This window comes from Aeromonas simiae (assembly GCF_014892695.1).
Taxonomy (GTDB): Bacteria; Pseudomonadota; Gammaproteobacteria; order Enterobacterales; family Aeromonadaceae; genus Aeromonas; species Aeromonas simiae.
In genome coordinates, this window is the sequence record NZ_CP040449.1 from 1,056,721 (window position 1) to 1,071,893 (window position 15,173).

Annotated in this window: 13 protein-coding genes; 7 read left to right on the forward strand and 6 right to left on the reverse strand. The window is 60.6% G+C overall.

Going from position 1 to position 15,173, the window contains the following annotated elements; all coding sequences use genetic code 11:
* Positions 1-168: 168 nt before the first annotated feature.
* The 3 genes from FE240_RS04960 to yiaY all read right to left on the reverse strand — a co-directional run bounded on the left by FE240_RS04960 (position 169) and on the right by yiaY (position 2,457).
* The gene (locus tag FE240_RS04960) at positions 169-801 is read right to left on the reverse strand and encodes an NAD-dependent epimerase/dehydratase family protein (protein ID WP_193003615.1); all 633 of its coding nucleotides are present in this window, start codon (positions 799-801) and stop codon (positions 169-171) included.
* A 44-nt stretch (positions 802-845) separates the two neighbouring features.
* A complete protein-coding gene (locus FE240_RS04965; RefSeq protein WP_042047178.1) occupies positions 846-1,184 on the reverse strand; it encodes an outer membrane protein assembly factor BamE in 339 nt (112 codons plus the stop codon).
* Positions 1,185-1,305: 121 nt separating this feature from the next.
* Positions 1,306-2,457: an L-threonine dehydrogenase gene (gene yiaY, locus FE240_RS04970; protein WP_193003616.1), complete on the reverse strand. Its 1,152-nt coding sequence runs from the start codon at positions 2,455-2,457 to the stop codon at positions 1,306-1,308.
* Positions 2,458-2,843: 386 nt separating this feature from the next.
* Between yiaY and udp the strand changes: the two genes are divergently transcribed.
* Positions 2,844-3,599, forward strand: coding sequence for a uridine phosphorylase (gene udp / locus FE240_RS04975; RefSeq protein ID WP_193003617.1), 756 nt, complete (start codon positions 2,844-2,846; stop codon positions 3,597-3,599).
* 675 nt (positions 3,600-4,274) lie between these two features.
* The gene (locus FE240_RS04980; RefSeq protein WP_193003618.1) at positions 4,275-4,739 is read left to right on the forward strand and encodes a hypothetical protein; all 465 of its coding nucleotides are present in this window, start codon (positions 4,275-4,277) and stop codon (positions 4,737-4,739) included.
* A 132-nt stretch (positions 4,740-4,871) separates the two neighbouring features.
* Here FE240_RS04980 and FE240_RS04985 read toward each other — a convergent pair whose 3' ends face one another.
* From FE240_RS04985 to nadK, 3 genes are all read right to left on the reverse strand, one after another.
* Positions 4,872-5,312 carry a universal stress protein gene (locus tag FE240_RS04985; protein WP_193003619.1) on the reverse strand — a complete coding sequence of 147 codons (441 nt, stop codon included), beginning with the start codon at positions 5,310-5,312 and terminating at the stop codon, positions 4,872-4,874.
* A 205-nt stretch (positions 5,313-5,517) separates the two neighbouring features.
* Positions 5,518-7,188 (reverse strand): DNA repair protein RecN, encoded by a 1,671-nt coding sequence (gene recN / locus FE240_RS04990; protein ID WP_193003620.1) that lies wholly within the window; start codon positions 7,186-7,188, stop codon positions 5,518-5,520.
* A 174-nt stretch (positions 7,189-7,362) separates the two neighbouring features.
* A complete protein-coding gene (gene nadK, locus FE240_RS04995; RefSeq protein WP_193003621.1) occupies positions 7,363-8,250 on the reverse strand; it encodes an NAD(+) kinase in 888 nt (295 codons plus the stop codon).
* A gap of 159 nt (positions 8,251-8,409) precedes the next feature.
* Here nadK and grpE point away from each other — a divergent pair, with 159 nt between their 5' ends.
* The 5 genes from grpE (at position 8,410) to FE240_RS05020 (ending at position 15,156) form a co-directional block, all read left to right on the forward strand.
* Positions 8,410-8,982 (forward strand): nucleotide exchange factor GrpE, encoded by a 573-nt coding sequence (gene grpE / locus FE240_RS05000; RefSeq protein ID WP_193003622.1) that lies wholly within the window; start codon positions 8,410-8,412, stop codon positions 8,980-8,982.
* A 244-nt stretch (positions 8,983-9,226) separates the two neighbouring features.
* Positions 9,227-11,152: a molecular chaperone DnaK gene (dnaK, locus tag FE240_RS05005; RefSeq protein WP_193003623.1), complete on the forward strand. Its 1,926-nt coding sequence runs from the start codon at positions 9,227-9,229 to the stop codon at positions 11,150-11,152.
* Positions 11,153-11,274: 122 nt separating this feature from the next.
* A complete protein-coding gene (gene dnaJ, locus FE240_RS05010; protein ID WP_193003624.1) occupies positions 11,275-12,420 on the forward strand; it encodes a molecular chaperone DnaJ in 1,146 nt (381 codons plus the stop codon).
* Positions 12,421-12,650: 230 nt separating this feature from the next.
* Positions 12,651-14,132 (forward strand): carbohydrate porin, encoded by a 1,482-nt coding sequence (locus tag FE240_RS05015; protein WP_193003625.1) that lies wholly within the window; start codon positions 12,651-12,653, stop codon positions 14,130-14,132.
* A 103-nt stretch (positions 14,133-14,235) separates the two neighbouring features.
* Entirely contained in the window at positions 14,236-15,156 is a 921-nt protein-coding gene (locus FE240_RS05020; protein WP_193003626.1) for an aminoimidazole riboside kinase, read from the forward strand.
* Positions 15,157-15,173 lie beyond the last annotated feature (17 nt).

The window sequence follows — 15,173 nt, forward strand, 5'->3', positions numbered from 1 at the left end:
AATGAAGCCGGAACAAAGCGACACTTCCCTTGCAAGTTCCCTTGCAAAGAGGGGGAGACCTCTCAGACCTCCTATCAGGCTGACTCCATGTTGGTTGGGCTGGCTATGAGGAATAGATACAAGAGGGCTATCCGCTCACTTGTTTTTAGGTATGTGTGCAACGGTTGTTTAGAGAGTGAGAAGATGCTCGTTTTCTATGATGTCGATTCCTTCACCTGTCGCCAAGTGCACCATGGCACGCGCCACTTGGGTAGATTCAATCGCTCGCCAGCGAGTAAGAGAACCACGCAGTAGCGGCGCCAGAAGTGGGTGGAAATATTGGCTGATTTGTTCTGAGCGTCGAGGGGGGGGTCGCTGACCTAGCAGCATGCTCGGGCGGACGATGACGAGCCGTTCCCATGGCTGTGCCAGAAGCGCTTGTTCCATCTCCCCTTTCGTGCGGGGATAGAGAAAGAGCGAGTGTGGGTTGGCTCCCAGACTGGAGATCACCACTAGGCGCCGACAGCCGTGGCGGCGCGCCAGTTCGGCAAAACTCAGCACATAGTCGAGATCGACTCGGCGAAAGGCCTCGGCCGAGCCGGCCTCACGCCGGGTGGTGCCCAGCGCACAGAAGGCGGTATCGATAGGAACGGGCAGATTCAGGTCGGTCAGGTGGGCAAAATCGGTCACCAACCAGTGGTGGCCATTTCGGGCGGTGCCGGCGTGGCGGCAGGGAAGCCAGAGATCATTATTAGGTGTCAGTTGCTGCACCAAGGCACGACCCACCAAACCGGTGGCACCGCCAATCAGGATGTGTGACATGGTGTCATGTCTCCATGAAAAAACCGGCTTGTGGCCGGTTCTTGTCAGAGCGGGGTGTTGAAGGCGGCGGGTAGGGGAAAGTCGCCGCTGACGGTAGCCAGGCGATCGCCGACAAACTTCATGGTCAGCTCCTTTCGCTCCTTGTCGCCTCGACCCGGCTGGAACTCATAGAGGTAGTACCAGGTATCGGGGTCAAAGGCATCTTGCAGCATGGGCGAGCCCATCACGTAGGCGACCTGCTCGCGGGTCATTCCCTGGCGTAGCTTGTCCACCTGCTTTTGTTCCACATAGTTGCCTTGGGGAATATCGATGCGATAGACCAGGCCGCAACCAGAAAGGGTGAGCGCGGTCAGGGCCGCGGCAATCAAGGGTTTCATCCGCATAACGAGTTCAGATCATCCATACCGTCATTTTCAGCTCGGCACATCATACCGACAGCCATGCCGGAAGTAAAAAGCGAGCTGCATGCGAAACGGGGCGACCTTGTCGCCCCGAACCTCATCGTTACATGGCCGCCTGGAAGATGGCCCGGATTTCGGCGTGGCTGGCTTGCACTGGGTTGGTCAGTCCGCAAGCGTCCTTGAGGGCGTTTTCAGTCAGTCGGTCGAAATCATCGGCCTTGACGCCAAGCAGCTCGAGACCGGCCGGGATCTGCACGTCACGGGACAGGGTCTGGATAGCCGCAATGGCTGCTGCGGCCCCTTGGGCGTCATCCATGGCGCTGACATCAACCCCCATGAAACCGGCCACGTTCTTGAGACGAGCGGCGCAGACCCGGGCGTTGAAGCTCTGCACATGGGGCAGCAGCACGGCGTTGCATACCCCGTGCGGCAGGTCATAGAAGCCGCCGAGCTGGTGCGCCATGGCATGCACATAACCCAGGCCCGCACTGTTGAAGGCCATGCCGGCAAGGAACTGGGCATAGGCCATCTGCTCACGCGCCTCGATATCATCTCCCTGCTGTACGGCGGTGCGCAGGTGCTTGGCGATCAGTTGGATTGCCATGATGGCGCTGGCATCGGTGATCGGGGTGGCGGCGCTGGAGACGTAGGCCTCGATGGCGTGGGTGAGGGCATCCATGCCGGTGGCGGCGGTCAGGCCGGCCGGCTTGGCCAGCATCAGCTCGGGGTCGTTGACCGACATCAGTGGGGTCACGTGCTTGTCGACGATGGCCATTTTCACGTGACGGGATTCGTCGGTGATGATGCAAAAACGGGTCATCTCGGAGGCGGTGCCGGCGGTGGTGTTGATGGCAATGAGCGGCAGCTGCGGCTTGGCAGAGCGATCCACCCCTTCGTAATCCTTGATGCAGCCCCCGTTGGCCGCCAGCAGGGCGATCCCTTTAGCGCAGTCGTGGGGGGAGCCGCCACCGAGGGAGATGACACAATCACACGCCTCTTGTTGGAGGCGGGCCAGGCCGGCGTTGACGTTATCAACGGTCGGGTTGGGTTTGGTCTCGTCGAAGACGATGGCGGTGACGCCACGCTCGGCCAGCAGAGTGGTAACCTTGGCCACGACCCCGAGGCGGTTGAGCATGTGATCGGTCACGATCAGCGCTTTGTGGTGGCCACGGCGGGCGATCTCGTCGGTAGCGTCAGACAGGCAGCCGGCGCCCATCAGGTTGATGGTGGGGATGTAGAAGGTAAATGCACTCATGAGATAACTCCCGATTCGTGGTGTATGGATGGCTCCATGCCACTCTGTCGGGCCGTGTCCGCGAGGAAACGGTGAGATGTATCTCGGCGCTATTTTCTGACACTGACCGACGTGAAAAGCATCCTGCTCCCCCCGACCTAGGGGCCGGGTGAGTACCGGATAGCATACCGCATATTTTGAAAAACGTTTATCAATAAATTCATTAGCTTGTAAAACGTTTCGCCTCATTCCACACCCGTTTTTGAGAGGGGAAATGTGAGAAAACTCATAGAAATCGAGGAGGCGATCGCCCATAGTTGGCGCTCCCCGCACTCAGGGGAACGCAACTTGAAAATACTTTAAATCAGTTGGTACCCGCTCAGCCGGGAGCGACTCAGGAGTTCGTTATGTCTGATGTATTTCACTTGGGCTTGAAGAAAGCGGATCTGCAAGGCGCCACCCTGGCCATCGTTCCGGGCGACCCCGAGCGCGTGAAGCGTATTGCCGAACTGATGGACAACCCTGTTCTGCTGGCTAGCCATCGCGAGTTCACCTCTTGGCGCGGCGAGATGGATGGCAAGGCGGTGATCGTCTGCTCCACCGGTATCGGTGGCCCTTCCACCTCTATCGCCGTGGAAGAGTTGGCCCAGCTGGGTATCCGCACCTTCCTGCGTATCGGCACCACCGGCGCCATCCAGCCGCACTTGAATGTGGGCGATGTGATCGTGACCACCGGCTCGGTGCGCCTCGATGGCGCCAGCCTGCACTTTGCGCCGATGGAGTTCCCCGCCGTCGCCGATTTCGAGTGCACCACGGCTCTGGTTAACACTGCCAAGGAGCTGGGCTCCAAGCTGCACGTGGGGGTGACCGCCTCTTCTGACACCTTCTACCCGGGGCAGGAGCGTTATGACACCTTCTCCGGCCGCGTGGTGCAGCGCTTCCAAGGCTCCATGAAGGAGTGGCAGTCCATGGGCGTGCTGAACTTCGAGATGGAGTCTGCCACCCTGCTGACCATGTGTGCCAGCCAGGGATTGCGTGCTGGCATGGTGGCCGGTGTCATCGTCAACCGTACCCAACAAGAGATCCCGAACGCCGAAACCATGGCGAAAACCGAATCTGATGCCATCAAGATAGTGCTGGGCGCAGCCCGTAAGCTGCTCTGATAGCACCACCACGAGTGGGGGGCCGTTGCGAAAGCGCGGCCCCTATCTTTATCCGCTCGTCGGCGTGACAAACGGTGAACGAGTTGCCAATGGGATCTGAATGGGTTGGTTAAGCGGGCGTTTTCCATGCGATACATGGTGCGTCCATGGCGCTTCTCGTCGACTGCGTCCCGGCCATGATGACCTCATTGCCCCTATCTCGCAGATGAGGTCATGTCGGCACCGGTAACTGGGCACCAATGGTGGAGTGGGGTGTCCATCGCTCCTTTGGCTCCAGTCTGGGTTGCGTGTCGATATGGGGATCGTCCCGTGCGAACTTGGTATAACCCACTTGGGCCTAGTTCGGATGGTGTAAATCGAATGCGTTCGCCTCAGCAAACACCCGGTGCCGAGCTGTGTCGCCGGGCCGCATGATATCTTCATGATTTACCACAAGGCATCAAAGTGGGGGCTGCACCGCTGCACGGTCCCTGCGCCATCACCTGGTTGCTATAGCCAGCTCTGAGTTGTGGGGCAGAATTGTTGGGTCTGCATCGAGGCGCGAGTACACTGTCGGCATAATGGTGCTGAATTGCCATGGATTGGGCTGACGGGCCCCAATGCTACTGTACTGTTAGAGCGGCAGTCAGGCCTTAAGCTGTTGGAGCGACAGCGGTTTTTTGACAAGGAGTGATGATGCAGGGAGCACGTGTGTGGTTGCTGGCCGTGCTGGCTCTGGGGGGCTGTTCATCCCCATTTGAGCGCATGTGGCAGGGTATGGCGCAGTGCGAGTTTGACGATCTTTATCTCGATCCGGCGAGCGCGACCCCGGCCAGCCCGCTGCTGGCGAACTACCGGCCGTGGAAAGTGGAGGAGGGGTTGGCTTGGTACCGGGTCAATGAGCATTTTCACGATATACCGGTGAGTGGCTTTGTCGTTCCGGCCTCCACTTTCGATGTGCATCTGCTCTTTATTCCCCTGCCACTTGATGAGGCCAGGCGTGAGTTTGCTCACTATTTTGGCTCTGACTTTTCCGATGTTCGACCTTATCGCGAGGGGAAAGCGCCGCTACTGACCCGTAATCGCGACGATCTTGATACCAGCGTGCTCGATTGTACACGTGAGGAGGTCGATGATGACGCTATTGCTAGGGGAGGGTAAGGGTGAAGGCGAGAGTTGTTTACCCTTACGGGTTATCACGGCCCGTCATGATAACGGGCCTAGCTTGTTCAAGATGTGGCCTGCGAAGACCAGTGCCGTATTCAGTCATGATGAATCATCCCGGGCCTAGCTCTAGCCCACCGCCTGGAGATTGGCGCTGTATGATTCGTGGCAGATCTGGATATCAATCGGCAGCTTATAGATGAGCAAGCGGGCCAAAGAGCCCCCCATCCAGTGATGCCGGCTGCCGAGTAACAGCAGATTGGCTGGGTTGGCCGCAATCCACTCCCTCAGCTCGCGCACCACGTTGTCGACGGCTAAACACTCGTAGCGAACTGGTTGGGGCAGGGTAGCAATTAATTCACTGATCAGCGCTTTGGCCTGCAACGTCGCCTGGGCGCTGCGTTCATCGTCGGGCAGTTCAATCCTATCGCGACGCACCTTGCTGCTGTGTGTCAGGTGCAGCAATACCAGTTCGGCACCAAGCTTGGTGGCCAGGTGGCTGGCTCGGGTCAGGGTCTCTTGTTCGTACTCTTTCCCTTCCAGCAGCAAAATGATTCTGGGTGTGGCCATCGTTCCCTCCTTCACCTGCGTGAGAGCCAGCAGTTCAATCAACCAGCTTGCCATGCCGCCCTCGCGATGGGGTCATGCAGCATCGGCATGGCTGAACTGCTGGTATTTACATCATCATAACATCCCGTCATGAATGAAAGATGAAAAGGAAATCTTTATTTTTTAATAAGTTGTAATGAACTCATCGGCATGACGTTTCGTCTTTTCAACCGGCTAGCAACTCGCGAGCGTTGGCCAGCGTGTTATCGGTGATGTGATCGCCACCGAGCAGGCGCGCCAGTTCATGCAGGCGATCCCCCTGAGTGATGGGCTGCATTTGGGTTTCCGTGGTGTGGCCATCGGTGTGCTTACTCACCACCATGTGCTGATGCCCGTTGCCAGCCACCTGGGGCAGGTGAGTCACGACCAGCACCTGAGTTGATTCGCCGAGCTGGCGCAGCAGGCGCCCTACCACGGCCGCGGTGGGGCCGCTGATCCCCACGTCCACCTCATCGAAGATCAAGGTGGGGGTGGCCATCTGGCGGGCGCTGATCACCACCAGGGCCAGGCTGATACGAGAGAGTTCACCGCCGGAGGCGACCTTGCCGAGCGGCTGCAATGGTTGACCCGGGTTGGTGGTGACCTGGAATTCAACCCTGTCTATACCGAGCGGTGAGAGGTGCTGGCCACGATCGGCGACCACGTCGATAGCGAATTGTCCCTGTGGCATAGCTAGCTCACGCATGCTTTCGCTGACCCGGCAGGCCAGAGCCTCGGCATGGCGGCGCCGGCTCTGGCTGAGTGCCTCGGCGGCGGTCAGGAAGGCTTCGCGGGCTTGGCTCAGCTCGCTCTCCATCCCCTCAAGGCGTGCCTCGTCCGAGCCGATGCGGGCCAGCTCTTCGGTCAGTGACTGATGGTGTAGCGCCAGCTCGGCTGGTTTGACGTGATGCTTGCGGGCCAGCGAGATGGCGCGTGACAGGCGGTTTTCCAGCTCGGTGAAACGTTCGGGGTCGAGCTCCAGGCTATCGAGATAACCGCGCAGCTCCCCGTGGCTCTCTTCGACCCGGATCTGCGCCTCATTGAGCATCTCCAGCACGGTGGTTAGACGGCTATCCATGCCGGCCAGTGCCTCGGCCTTGTCGATGGCCAGTTGCAGCAGTCCTGCGATGGTGGTGTCGTCGTTTTCATAGAGCAGATCGATGCAGCTGCCACACTCTTGCAGCAGCTCGGTGCCGTTGGCCAGTCGCTGGTGCTCCTCCTCGATCTCCTCAAACTCATCCGGTTGTAGGGCAAACTCGTCGAGCTCCTGTACCTGATACTCGATCAGTTGCCGGCGTGATTCCCGTTCGAGCTGCTCGGCGCGCAGGCGGGCCAGCTCGTTTTGCAGCTGGCGCCACTGTTGGTAGTGCTCGCGAACTTCCGAAAGCAGCAGGGTATGGCCGGCAAAGCCGTCGAGCAGGGCTAACTGGTAATCTGCGCGCAGCAGCAACTGATGGGCATGCTGGCCATGCACGTTGACCAGCAGCTGGCCCAGGTTTTTCAGTTGAGCCAGCGGCACTGGCACGCCGTTGATATAGCTGCGCGAGCGTCCCTCGGCCGAGACGACCCGGCGCACGATGCACTCCTCGCTTTCATCCCCTTCGAGTTCGTTGGCGGTTAGCCAGCCACGGGCGGCCGGGTTACCGGCGAGCAGAAAACGGGCGCTGACTTCAGTCTTGTCGCAGCCTGGGCGCACCATGGCCGCTTCGGCCCGCTCACCTAAGCACAGGCCCAGTGCGTCGATGGCGATGGATTTACCTGCACCGGTCTCACCGGTGATGCAGGTCATCCCGGCTTGCAGGTCGAGTTCGAGGAATTTAACGATGGCGAAGTTGGTGACGGTGAGCTGTGCCAGCATGGTCGCATCCTGTATGGGCCAACATTACTGTGTATGCATCCAGTATATACTGGTTTTACATACAGTAAAGTGCCGGCAGGTTCGCCATGACTCAACCTGGCCATTCAGGGGGCGGTTTATCCCCTCGTTGGCGGCTCACACCAGATCTCATGAGGGGATGTGCACTCGCAGCTCTTAGAACAGCTTGCTACCCCAGCCGAGCTTGTTGCGCAGCACGTGAAAGTAGCTGTAATCGAGTGGATGCACCAGCTTGAGCCTGTGCTGGCTCTTTTTGATGATGATCTCATCCCCGGGATGCACCGCCAGGGTGATCTGGCCGTCACAGCTCACCAGCATGGCGTCATCCTGATTGTCGGGGGAGACCAGCAGACGCACCTCGCTGTCGGCGTCGAGCACGATGGGGCGGCTGCTCAGGGTGTGCGGAAACATCGGCACCAGCGTGATGGCATTGAGTTTGGGGGTGAGGATGGCGCCGCCGGCCGACAGTGAGTAGGCGGTGGAGCCCGTCGGGGTGGCGATGATGAGGCCATCGGAGCGCTGGCTGTACATGAAGCTGCCGTCGATGTAGACCTCAAACTCGATCATGTGGGCGATTTTACCCGGATGGAGCACCGCCTCGTTGACGGCCAGGTTGCTCGCCTTGCGCTCGCCATGGCGATAGACAGAGGCTTCCAGCAAGAAGCGTTGCTCGCTCTTGAAATGGCCCGAGAGCACCTGCTCAAGCGGCACCAAATAATCTTGCGGTGAGAGATCGGTGAGAAAGCCGAGGTTACCCCTGTTAACCCCGATCACCGCCACGTCGAAGCGTGAAAGCACGCGGGCGGCGCCCAGCATGTTGCCGTCACCGCCGACCACGATGGCCAGATCCGAGCGTTCACCAAGCTGTACCAAATCGACGATGTGCTGCTCTTCGATGACGCCGAGAGCCTGAGCTACCCGGGTTTCGACCAGCACGTTGAAACCACGTTGGGTCAGGTAGTCATGCAGCCCCTGTAGCGTCTGGTTTGCCCCCTCATGATGAGGCTTGCCGATGAGTCCTATGGTCTTGAACGGAGAATCCATGGTGTGTTTTGCATGTCGCCAGTGATGGGGGCGAGTATACCGCGTTTGTCACGCTTTACTGCTGCAATCGTGGCAAAGGGGGGCCTTAGTACTTGAAAGGCAGGGCTTCGTCCCCATAATACCCCCACATAAAGAAGTCACCTTGTTATTGGAGATGTCATGAACCACGAAGAGCAGAAGGTTGAGCAGATGGAAGGGCTGGAAGATCACGTCGAACAGCCCGATGTGGACAGCGAGCTGACTCAGGAGCAGGCACGCATTGTCGAGCTGGAAGCCCAGCTTGAAGCTGCCACCGCTGCCGCAGCCGACGAGCGTGATCGTGCCGTTCGCGCTGTCGCCGAGATGGAGAACCTGCGTCGCCGTGCCGCTCAGGATGTCGAGAAGGCCCACAAGTTTGCGCTGGAGAAGTTTGCCAGTGAGCTGCTGCCGGTGCTCGACAACTTGGAACGTGCCATCGAGCTGGCCGACAAGGAAAACGACGCCCTCAAACCGATGATCGAAGGGGTCGAGCTGACTCTGAAGTCGATGGTGAGCTCGGTGGCCAAGTTCGGTCTGACCCCCATCGATCCGGCCGGCCAGCCGTTTGATCCCAATGCCCATCAGGCCATGAGCATGGTGCCGAACGCCGAGGTGGCCCCCAATACCGTCATCGCCGTGATGCAGAAGGGGTACGATCTGAACGGTCGTGTCATTCGTCCGGCCATGGTCATGGTCGCCAAGTCGGTTGACTGAGCGCCCCCGCCGGTTCAGCCCGCCCTTTTGGCGGGCTTTTTGCTGATTTTTTTCGACCTTACCCTTGAAGGGGGCAAGTGGGCCCCCATATAGGAAACAAGCCTGCGGCAGGGGCGTTTGGGACAGCCGGAAAATTTATCACCGGGCTCTTGAAAGCCCATCGGGATAACCCCACCTAGCCGTTAACGTTCAGAAAGGGAGGCAGCGCCTCCCCACCAGTTGAAAGCATTTGGAGATTCGTCAAATGGGTAAAATCATCGGTATTGACCTGGGTACTACCAACTCCTGCGTAGCCATTTTGGATGGTGACCACGCTCGCGTGATCGAGAACGCCGAGGGTGACCGTACTACTCCGTCCATCATTGCCTATGCCGATGACGGCGAAATCCTGGTCGGCCAGCCCGCCAAACGCCAGGCCGTCACCAACCCGAAGAACACCCTGTTCGCCATCAAGCGCCTGATCGGCCGTCGTTTTGAAGACGACGAGGTGCAGCGTGATCTCGAGATCATGCCGTATGCTATCGCCAAGGCTGACAACGGCGACGCCTGGGTTGAAATCAAGGGCAAGAAGATGGCACCGCCGCAGATCTCTGCCGAAGTGCTGAAAAAAATGAAGAAGACCGCCGAAGACTACCTCGGTGAGCCGGTGACCGAAGCTGTTATCACCGTGCCGGCCTACTTCAACGACGCCCAGCGTCAGGCCACCAAGGATGCCGGTCGCATCGCCGGTCTGGAAGTTAAGCGCATCATCAACGAGCCGACTGCGGCCGCGTTTGCCTATGGCGTGAACAAGGTCAAGGGTGAGCGCAAGGTTGCCGTTTATGACCTGGGTGGCGGTACTTTCGATATCTCCATCATCGAGATCGATGAAGTAGAAGGTGAGACTACCTTTGAGGTGCTGGCCACCAACGGTAACACCCACCTGGGTGGTGAAGACTTCGACAATCGCGTCATCAACTATCTGGTAGACGAGTTCAAGCGTGAGCAAGGCATTGACCTTCGCAACGACCAGCTGGCGCTGCAACGTCTGAAGGATGCCGCCGAGAAGGCCAAGATCGAGCTCTCCTCTGCCCAGCAGACCGACGTCAACCTGCCGTACATCACTGCCGATGCCACCGGTCCGAAGCACATGAACATCAAGGTTACCCGCGCCAAGCTGGAAGCCCTGGTCGAAGACATGGTGAAAGACTCTCTGGAGCCGGTTCGCGTTGCCCTGAAAGACTCCGGTCTGGCGGTGGGCGAGATTGACGACGTGATCCTGGTGGGTGGTCAGACTCGTATGCCGCTGGTTCAAAAGACCGTGGCCGAGTTCTTTGGCAAAGAGCCGCGTAAAGACGTCAACCCGGACGAAGCCGTGGCCATGGGGGCTGCTATTCAGGGCGCCGTACTGTCCGGTGACAAGACCGACGTGCTGCTGCTTGACGTGACCCCGCTCTCGCTGGGTATCGAGACCATGGGTAGCGTGATGACTGCGCTCATCGAGAAGAACACCACCATCCCGACCAAGAAGTCCCAGGTGTTCTCCACCGCCGAAGACAACCAGTCTGCCGTGACCATTCACGTGCTGCAAGGTGAGCGCAAGCGCGCCAGCGACAACAAGTCCCTGGGCCAGTTCAACCTGGAAGGCATCCGTCCGGCACCGCGCGGTCTGCCGCAGATCGAAGTGACCTTCGACATCGATGCCAACGGTATCCTGCACGTCTCTGCGAAAGACAAAGAGACCAACAAAGAGCAGAAGATCACCATCCAGGCCTCCTCTGGTCTGTCCGATGACGAGATCGAGCGCATGGTACGTGAAGCCGAAGCCAATGCGGCCGAGGACAAGAAGTTTGAAGAGCTGGTACAGGCTCGCAACCAGGCTGATGGTCTGGTCCACTCGGTACGCAAGCAGGTAACCGAAGCTGGTGAAGCCCTGCCAAGCGATGACAAGACCAAGATCGAAGCCGCGCTGAGCGAGCTGGAAGTTGCCCTCAAGGGTGACGACAAGGCCGCCATCGAAGCCAAGCAGCAAGCCCTGCTGGAAGTCTCCCAGAAGCTGATGGAGATCGCCCAGCAGCAAGCCCAGGCTCAAGGTGCCGAGGCCGGTGCCGGCCAGCAGCAATCCTCCGCTAAGGCGGACGACGACGTGGTCGACGCCGAGTTCGAAGAAGTGAAGGACGACAAGAAGTAATTGTCCCGGGCGGGCCGGTAACGGCCCGCAGGGTGCGCCCATGAGTGCACAGTCCATGAATTCACGGGCGTTGGGTGACCAACGCCCGTCTGCATAACTGCTGATATAGCAACAGGATAAGTATGTCGAAGCGCGATTTCTACGAAGTGCTTGGTGTGGCCAAGGGCGCCGATGAGCGCGAGATCAAGAAGGCCTACAAGCGCCTGGCCATGAAGTACCACCCGGATCGCAACCAGGGTGACGCGGACGCCGAGGAGAAGTTCAAGGAGGTCAAAGAGGCCTACGAGGTGCTGACCGACGCCGAGAAGCGGGCCCGCTATGACCAGTTCGGCCATGCTGGCGTTGATCCCAACATGGGCGGCGGCCACGGTGGCTTTGGTGGCGGTGCCGACTTTGGCGACATCTTCGGTGACGTGTTCGGCGACATCTTCGGTGGTGGCCGGGGTGGCCGGGGTGGCCGGCGTGGCCCGGCCCGCGGTGCCGATCTGCGGTACAACATGGAGCTCTCTTTGGAAGAGGCCGTGCGCGGCGTCTCCAAGGAGATTAAGATCCCGACCCACGTCCACTGCGAGCAGTGTAACGGTACCGGTGCCAAGAGCAGCAGCGACGTGAAGACCTGCCCCACCTGCCATGGCTCCGGCCAGGTGCAGATGCGCCAGGGTTTCTTCGCGGTGCAGCAGCCCTGCCCCCACTGCCACGGGCGCGGCAAGATCATCTCCATCCCGTGTGGCAAGTGCCACGGCGAGGGGCGCTACCAGCGCACCAAGACCCTGTCGGTCAAGATCCCGGCCGGGGTCGACACCGGCGATCGCATTCGCCTCTCCGGCGAGGGGGAAGCAGGTGAGACCGGCGCCCCGAACGGCGATCTCTACGTCCAGGTGCACGTGCGCGATCACGAGATCTTCGTGCGTGACGGTAACAACCTCTACTGCGAGGTGCCTATCAGCTTCACCGCAGCGGCACTGGGTGGCGAGATAGAGGTGCCGACCCTGGATGGCCGGGTCAAGCTCAAGGTGACGCCCGAGACCCAGACCGGCAAGATGTTCCGTATGCGGGGCAAGGGAGTGAAATCGGTGCGCTCCGGCCAGGTGGGCGATCTGATGTGCAAGGTGGTGGTCGAGACCCCGGTCAACCTCACCGAGCAGCAAAAAGAGCTGCTGCGTCAGCTCGACGAGTCGTTCAGCGGCGCCGCCGCCAAGACCCACAAGCCTAAGTCCGAGGGCTTTTTTGAAGGGGTGAAACGCTTCTTCGATGACCTCACCAGCTGATCTCATTAGCCTCGAAAAGAGCCGGCCACAGTGCCGGCTCTCTTTTTTTCAGCCCTGCTGAGTGTTCGCTCATCAGGGATCGCGATCACAAGTTCCCACTTCCCTTACTGGCCGAATGTTGAGCGGATCACAGTTCAGCTAAAACGGTTCAGCTCCCCTATTGCTGGTGCAAAACCGGTTTAGCTACTCTTGCCTCGCCTGATAACAACGACACAGATGAGGATGGTGACATGCAAAAAAGCAAGGTGATGCTGGCGGTGACGCTGGGCTTGATGAGTGGCTCCCTGTGGGCGGCAGACGGCGGCATTGAAGCGCGTCTGGCGGCGCTGGAGGCTCGGGTGCAGGCCGCCGAGGCGCGTGCGGCTGCGGCAGAGGCGCGGGCTGATAAGGCTGAGAGCAAGGCGAGCGAAGCCCGTGAGACCGCCGTGGTGGCCAAGGCCCAGAGCGAGAAGGTGGACAAGCAGACCGCTGGCGCCCAGGGCTTTGAGTTCCACGGCTATGCCCGCTCGGGCCTCTTGGTCAATGGCAACGGCAACGGCGGGCGCGGCGGCCCCTACGTGACGCCGGCGGGCTCGGTGGGCGGCGCCGTGGGGCGCCTTGGTAACGAGGATGACACCTACATGGAGGCCAACCTGCTGAAAACCCAGACCTTCGAGGACGGCAGCTGGGCCCGCTACAAGCTGATGCTGGCCGACGGGGTGGAGACCAGCAACGACTGGACCGCCAGCGATTCTAGCCTCAACACCCGCCAGGTGTTTGCCGAAATCGGCGATTTGGCGAGCTTTAGCGGCCCGTTCCAGCACTCGGTGCTGTGGGCCGGTAAGCGCTTTGATCGGGACAACTTCGATATCCACTGGCTCGACTCGGACGTGGTGTTCCTCGCCGGCACCGGCGGCGGCGTCTATGACGTGCAGCTGGCCGACAACTGGAAGGCGAACTTCTCCCTCTACGGGCGCGACTACGGCGACATCAGCGCCAGCGATCTCTCCGACATCGAGAGCTACATCCTCACCATGAACAACCGCATCGGTCACTGGCAGTGGATGATCAACGGCTTGTCGGCCAAGGACAACGAGGCGCGCATCAACGATGGCGGCAAGGGGAGTGCGGCCGCCGACAAGGGGGTACACACCCTGCTGGCTTATCACGCCGACAGCTTCTTCGGGATGCGCCCCGGCATGAGCAAGGCGGCCCTGCTCTACGGCCACGGCCTCGGGGCTCAGGTCAAGGGGCTGGGCTCGGAGAGCGAGCTGCTACCGGATGCCGATGCGGTGCGCCTGGCTCTGTTTGGTACCACGGATCTCGGCAGCCACTGGCGTCTCGCCCCGGCCGTGCTGGCCGAGCAGAGCCAAGATCGCTACGTGAAGGGGGACGAATACCGCTGGGCCACGCTCAACGGCCGGGTTGAGCAGATCCTGAGCCAGAATGTGGAGCTGGTCTACGAGGCCACCTGGCAGTACATGGATCTCGATCCCAAGGGTTATCAGGGGCGCCAGGCGGTCAAGGGGGACTTCACCAAGCTCACCTTCGCGCCCACCTTCAAGGCGCGCACCGCCGGCTTCTTCGAGCGCCCCGAGCTGCGGGTGTTTGCCAGTTGGATGAACTGGTCGTCCGAGCTGGATGACTACGCCAGCAGCGACGCCTTCGGCCAGAGCGATTTCAGCGCCGGTGGCGAATGGAACTTCGGCGTACAGATGGAAACCTGGTTCTGATTTGTTAGGCCGATCACAGAAATGGTGGCGGGATCCGCTGGTTAGCTAAAACGGTTTAGCTGATAATGCGCCCCATCAAAGAGGCATCGACGTGGAGGTTGTGATGCAGCGAGTCTGGGTTCTGGGTGATGCGGTGGTCGATCTGCTGCCGGAAGGGGAGGGGCGCTACCTGCGCTGTCCGGGTGGGGCGCCGGCCAATGTGGCAGTCGGGGTGGCCCGCCTCGGCGGGGACGCGGCCTTCATCGGCCGGGTCGGTGCCGATCCGTTTGGCCGCTTCCTGGCCACGACCCTGGTGCAGGAGGGGGTCGACGTGAGTCACCTGATGTTGGACTCGGATGGCCGCACCTCCACCGTGCTGGTCGATCTCGACGAGCAGGGGGAGCGCAGCTTCACCTTCATGGTGCGCCCGAGTGCCGACCAGCGGCTCACGGCGGCGGATCTGCCGGCCTTCGGGCCGGGGCAGTGGCTGCTCACTTGCTCCATCGCCCTTGCCAATGAGCCGGTACGCAGCGCCACCTGGCAGGCGATGGCGGCCATGCGCGCTGCCGGTGGCCGGGTCTGTTTCGATCCTAACCTGCGCCCTGAGGTGTGGGGCGAGCCGGGCGAGATGCACCCTCAAGTGGCGCGCGCCGTGCGCGAGGCCGATGTGGTCAAGCTCTCGGGGGAGGAGCTGGCCTGGCTCAGCGGGGAAACCGATCTCGAGGCGGGGCTCGCCGCTTTGCAGGGGCCGAGCCTGGTGCTCATCACCCTCGGCAAGGAGGGGGTGGTGGCGCGTCTTGGGCAAGAGCGGCTGCACTGGCGCGGCCCTGTGGTGACGCCGGTCGATACCACAGGTGCAGGGGATGCCTTCGTGGCTGGCCTGCTGGCTGCCCTGGCCGAGCGCACCACGCTGCCCGGCCCGGACGAGCTGCCCGCCATCCTGGCTCAGGCCCACGGCTGCGGCGCGCTTGCCACCACCGCTAAGGGGGCGATGACCGCCCTGCCGGATCGGGCGGCGCTGGCCACTTTTCTGGGAAGCAGATAAAACAGTTCACAAGGGCC

What these genes read in the sequence shown, in the direction of transcription:
- recN (WP_193003620.1), bottom strand. Translation starts at nt 7,188, where the DNA reads ATGCTGGCACAGCTCACCGTCACCAACTTCGCCATCGTTAAATTCCTC.
- udp (WP_193003617.1), top strand. Translation starts at nt 2,844, where the DNA reads ATGTCTGATGTATTTCACTTGGGCTTGAAGAAAGCGGATCTGCAAGGC.
- grpE (WP_193003622.1), top strand. Translation starts at nt 8,410, where the DNA reads ATGAACCACGAAGAGCAGAAGGTTGAGCAGATGGAAGGGCTGGAAGAT.
- FE240_RS04960 (WP_193003615.1), bottom strand. Translation starts at nt 801, where the DNA reads ATGTCACACATCCTGATTGGCGGTGCCACCGGTTTGGTGGGTCGTGCC.
- FE240_RS04965 (WP_042047178.1), bottom strand. Translation starts at nt 1,184, where the DNA reads ATGCGGATGAAACCCTTGATTGCCGCGGCCCTGACCGCGCTCACCCTT.
- dnaJ (WP_193003624.1), top strand. Translation starts at nt 11,275, where the DNA reads ATGTCGAAGCGCGATTTCTACGAAGTGCTTGGTGTGGCCAAGGGCGCC.
- FE240_RS04980 (WP_193003618.1), top strand. Translation starts at nt 4,275, where the DNA reads ATGCAGGGAGCACGTGTGTGGTTGCTGGCCGTGCTGGCTCTGGGGGGC.
- dnaK (WP_193003623.1), top strand. Translation starts at nt 9,227, where the DNA reads ATGGGTAAAATCATCGGTATTGACCTGGGTACTACCAACTCCTGCGTA.
- FE240_RS05015 (WP_193003625.1), top strand. Translation starts at nt 12,651, where the DNA reads ATGCAAAAAAGCAAGGTGATGCTGGCGGTGACGCTGGGCTTGATGAGT.
- yiaY (WP_193003616.1), bottom strand. Translation starts at nt 2,457, where the DNA reads ATGAGTGCATTTACCTTCTACATCCCCACCATCAACCTGATGGGCGCC.
- FE240_RS04985 (WP_193003619.1), bottom strand. Translation starts at nt 5,312, where the DNA reads ATGGCCACACCCAGAATCATTTTGCTGCTGGAAGGGAAAGAGTACGAA.
- nadK (WP_193003621.1), bottom strand. Translation starts at nt 8,250, where the DNA reads ATGGATTCTCCGTTCAAGACCATAGGACTCATCGGCAAGCCTCATCAT.
- FE240_RS05020 (WP_193003626.1), top strand. Translation starts at nt 14,236, where the DNA reads ATGCAGCGAGTCTGGGTTCTGGGTGATGCGGTGGTCGATCTGCTGCCG.